3 protein-coding genes are annotated in these 3,355 nt (G+C 44.4%); 1 reads left to right on the forward strand and 2 read right to left on the reverse strand.

The genetic code is table 11. The features are described from left to right. The coding region (locus tag Q4533_RS19490; protein WP_303503893.1) for a permease at positions 1 to 653 on the reverse strand (653 nt) is incomplete at its 3' end. Between the two features lie 9 nt (positions 654 to 662). After that, positions 663 to 1,124 carry a Zn(2+)-responsive transcriptional regulator gene (gene zntR, locus Q4533_RS19495; RefSeq protein WP_102436938.1) on the reverse strand — a complete coding sequence of 154 codons (462 nt, stop codon included), beginning with the start codon at positions 1,122 to 1,124 and terminating at the stop codon, positions 663 to 665. A gap of 333 nt (positions 1,125 to 1,457) precedes the next feature. Between zntR and purH the strand changes: the two genes are divergently transcribed. Continuing rightward, positions 1,458 to 3,047, forward strand: a complete 1,590-nt coding sequence (gene purH / locus Q4533_RS19500; protein WP_303414865.1) for a bifunctional phosphoribosylaminoimidazolecarboxamide formyltransferase/IMP cyclohydrolase — start codon at positions 1,458 to 1,460, stop codon at positions 3,045 to 3,047. The last annotated feature ends 308 nt before the right edge of the window (positions 3,048 to 3,355 follow it).

The raw sequence follows: 3,355 nt of genomic DNA on the forward strand, positions 1-3,355 counted from the left end.
CAACTCGCTGCCTCAGCCTTAACGGATTCAGACTTGCTCGAGCAACAACTCGCTGCCTCAGCCTTAACGGATTCAGATTTACTCGCACAACAACTACTGGCTTTAGCGACTGGCACTGATTTTACAACAGCGGCACTCATTGGCTGCATCACTGATGCATTAGCAGCAGGCTTCATCGTCATCGCTGTTGTAGTTGCGGTATTAGTTGCTGTATTAGTAGCTGCATCGTCTTTAACTTCGCTGACGACCTTACCATCGTCATCATCACGACCGACTAATAAACCCGCCACAATGGCGCTGGTGATCGCCGCTATCGGACGCACAATGGCCATAAATGGCCCTAACAACACATAAGATACCGTAACCGAATCCACCCCAGTTTCAGGCGTTGATACTAAAAATGAGGTTGTAGCCGCTTTTGATGCGCCAGAGCGACGCAAACCCACTGCAGCAGGAATAACCCCGCAAGAACATAAAGGTAACGGCGCGCCAATCACAGCTGCTTTAACTACTGTTTTTAAGCCGTGACCACCAAGTTGTTTTTGCATCCATGCCATGGGCACAAACACTTTCAACAAACCGGCCAACACTAAGCCTAATAATAGCCACGGAGCGGACTCTAAAAATAACTCTAAAAAATTGCTTAATAACATAATGCGCTCCTAACCTTGAGGCTGCTTTGCTGTATGACGTTGCTGTTCAGCTTTTGGATTTAATTCTTTATCTGTTGACTCTAATGCTTCTAAAATTGAGCAATGTTCAGCGCTTTCAGGGCCGCCGCAACAGGCCGCTGATAATTTGCCCAATGAGTTAGCAAAATTGGCGAGCTCGGCCATCTTGTCTTGTACTTGTTTAAGCTTTGAGTCCACCAGCCCTTTTACATCGGCACATGCCCAGTTGGATTTATCTAATTCAATGGATAACAACTCGGCAATGTCATTCAAACTAAAGCCCACCGCTTTGGCGCGAATAATAAAACCTAACTTGGCAGTATCATCCTCATTATAAAGTCGATAGCCCGCATCAGAGCGGCTAGAGGGCGCTAATAAACCGTGTTTTTCATAAAACCGCAGCGTGTCAGCTTTAACATTAAACAGCGCCGCGACTTCACCTATTCGATACATAAATTCACCATGAGTAAGATAAACATTCTGATGCAATACACAGATAATCATTACGAGTATAAGTATTACTATAAACCTTAGAGTTAAATCCAAGGTCAAGGCTTTTATAGAATAAAATTTTGTGAGTAACTTTGTTCTTATTTCAATATTGTGAAATCGCGCAGAAAAAACACCCTATATGGTGCTTTTGCGATAAAATGCGCGCGCCCTGTCTATAGGCAGCAACCCCCTAACAAGTAAAAACATTAAGGGAATTTTGCAAAGCAGAGCCATGTCGATGTCTGCTCTGTTTTGCCAAACTTCCTTAAAATAAATAGTGGACACTGTACCTACATGAATACTGTCAGACCTATTCGTCGCGCACTGCTAAGTGTATCTGATAAAACTGGAATGCTTGAGTTTGCTAAAGCACTTCACGAGCAAGGCGTAGAACTACTTTCTACAGGCGGAACAGCCAAATTACTTGCTGACAATAATATTCCTGTCACTGAAGTATCTGACTATACCGGTCACCCTGAAATCATGGATGGTCGTGTTAAAACATTGCATCCAAAAGTACACGGCGGCATCTTAGCCCGTCGCGGTATTGATGAAATCGTAATGGAACAAAATGCCATTAAACCCATCGATTTAGTTGCGGTTAACCTTTACCCATTTGCTTCTACTGTGGCAAAAGAAGGTTGTACGTTAGCTGACGCCGTTGAGAACATCGATATCGGTGGCCCGACCATGGTACGTTCTACTGCGAAAAACCATAAAGACACCACTATTGTTGTTAACGCCAGTGACTACGATCGCGTGATTACAGAGATGCAAGCAAACAACGGCAGCACCACCTTAGAAACACGTTTTGATTTAGCCATTGCCGCATTCGAACACACTGCCGCTTACGACGGTATGATTGCTAACTACTTCGGCACTATGGTGCCTGCACACAGTAAAGATGAGTGCCACGAAGATTCTAGCTTCCCACGCACGTTCAATACTCAGCTGATCAAAAAACAAGATTTACGCTACGGCGAAAACAGCCATCAAAAAGCGGCTTTCTATGTTGATAGCAACATTGATGAAGCATCGGTTGCAAGTGCAACACAATTGCAAGGTAAAGCCCTGTCATACAACAACATTGCAGATACTGATGCTGCGCTAGAGTGTGTGAAAGAATTTGAAGGCCCAGCTTGTGTCATCGTAAAACATGCTAACCCTTGTGGTGTGGCCCTAGGTAACACGATCCTTGAAGCTTACGATCGCGCATTCAAAACTGACCCAACATCAGCTTTTGGTGGCATCATCGCCTTTAACCAAGAATTAGATGCTGACACCGCGAAAGCCATTGTTGATCGTCAATTTGTTGAAGTGATCATTGCCCCTAAAGTTAGTGCGGCAGCACGCGACATCGTTGCCGCTAAAGCCAACGTGCGATTACTCGAATGTGGTCAGTGGGATACTAAAACCACTACTCAAGATTTCAAACGTGTTAACGGCGGCTTATTAGTTCAAGACCGCGACCAAGGCATGGTTGATGTGGCTGACGTTAAAGTGGTATCAAAAGTGCAACCAACCGCCGAGCAGCTAACTGACTTAATGTTCTGCTGGAAAGTGGCTAAGTTCGTTAAATCTAACGCGATTGTTTACGCAAAAGATGGCATGACAATAGGTGTCGGCGCAGGCCAGATGAGCCGCGTTTACTCAGCAAAAGTTGCAGGCATTAAAGCAGCCGATGAAGGTTTAGTGGTTGAAGGGTCAGTGATGGCATCAGATGCCTTCTTCCCATTCCGTGACGGTATCGATGCAGCAGCTGCGGCTGGTATCAGCTGCATCATTCAGCCAGGCGGTTCAATCCGTGATGAAGAAATCATTGCAGCGGCAGATGAGCACGGCATTGCCATGGTATTTACTGGCATGCGTCACTTCCGTCACTAAAACGCCAACACCAATGACTTAACTTAAGTCATTGGTGTTTTATAATTTAGTTTTTATCATATTAGAGCCAGCCATTGTTTCAAGTTCAATGAAAGTAAGCGCAGCTTATAAGCATAAGTGAGCATGTTTGAAGCAGAAATTGAGACCATGGACTTTTTAAGCATATTAGAGCAAGCCATTGTTTCAAGTTCAATGAAAACACGCGGAGCTTATAAGCATAAGTGAGCATGTTTGAAGCAGAAATTGAGACCATGGACTTTTTAAGCATATTAGAGCAAGCCATTGTTTCAAGTTCAATGAAAACACGC

The sequence above is a fragment of the Shewanella sp. 6_MG-2023 genome (assembly GCF_030547195.1).
GTDB lineage: Bacteria > Pseudomonadota > Gammaproteobacteria > Enterobacterales > Shewanellaceae > Shewanella.

Excerpts from the sequence above, each read along its gene's own strand:
- purH (WP_303414865.1), top strand. The coding sequence starts at position 1,458 with ATGAATACTGTCAGACCTATTCGTCGCGCACTGCTAAGTGTATCTGAT.
- zntR (WP_102436938.1), bottom strand. The coding sequence starts at position 1,124 with ATGTATCGAATAGGTGAAGTCGCGGCGCTGTTTAATGTTAAAGCTGAC.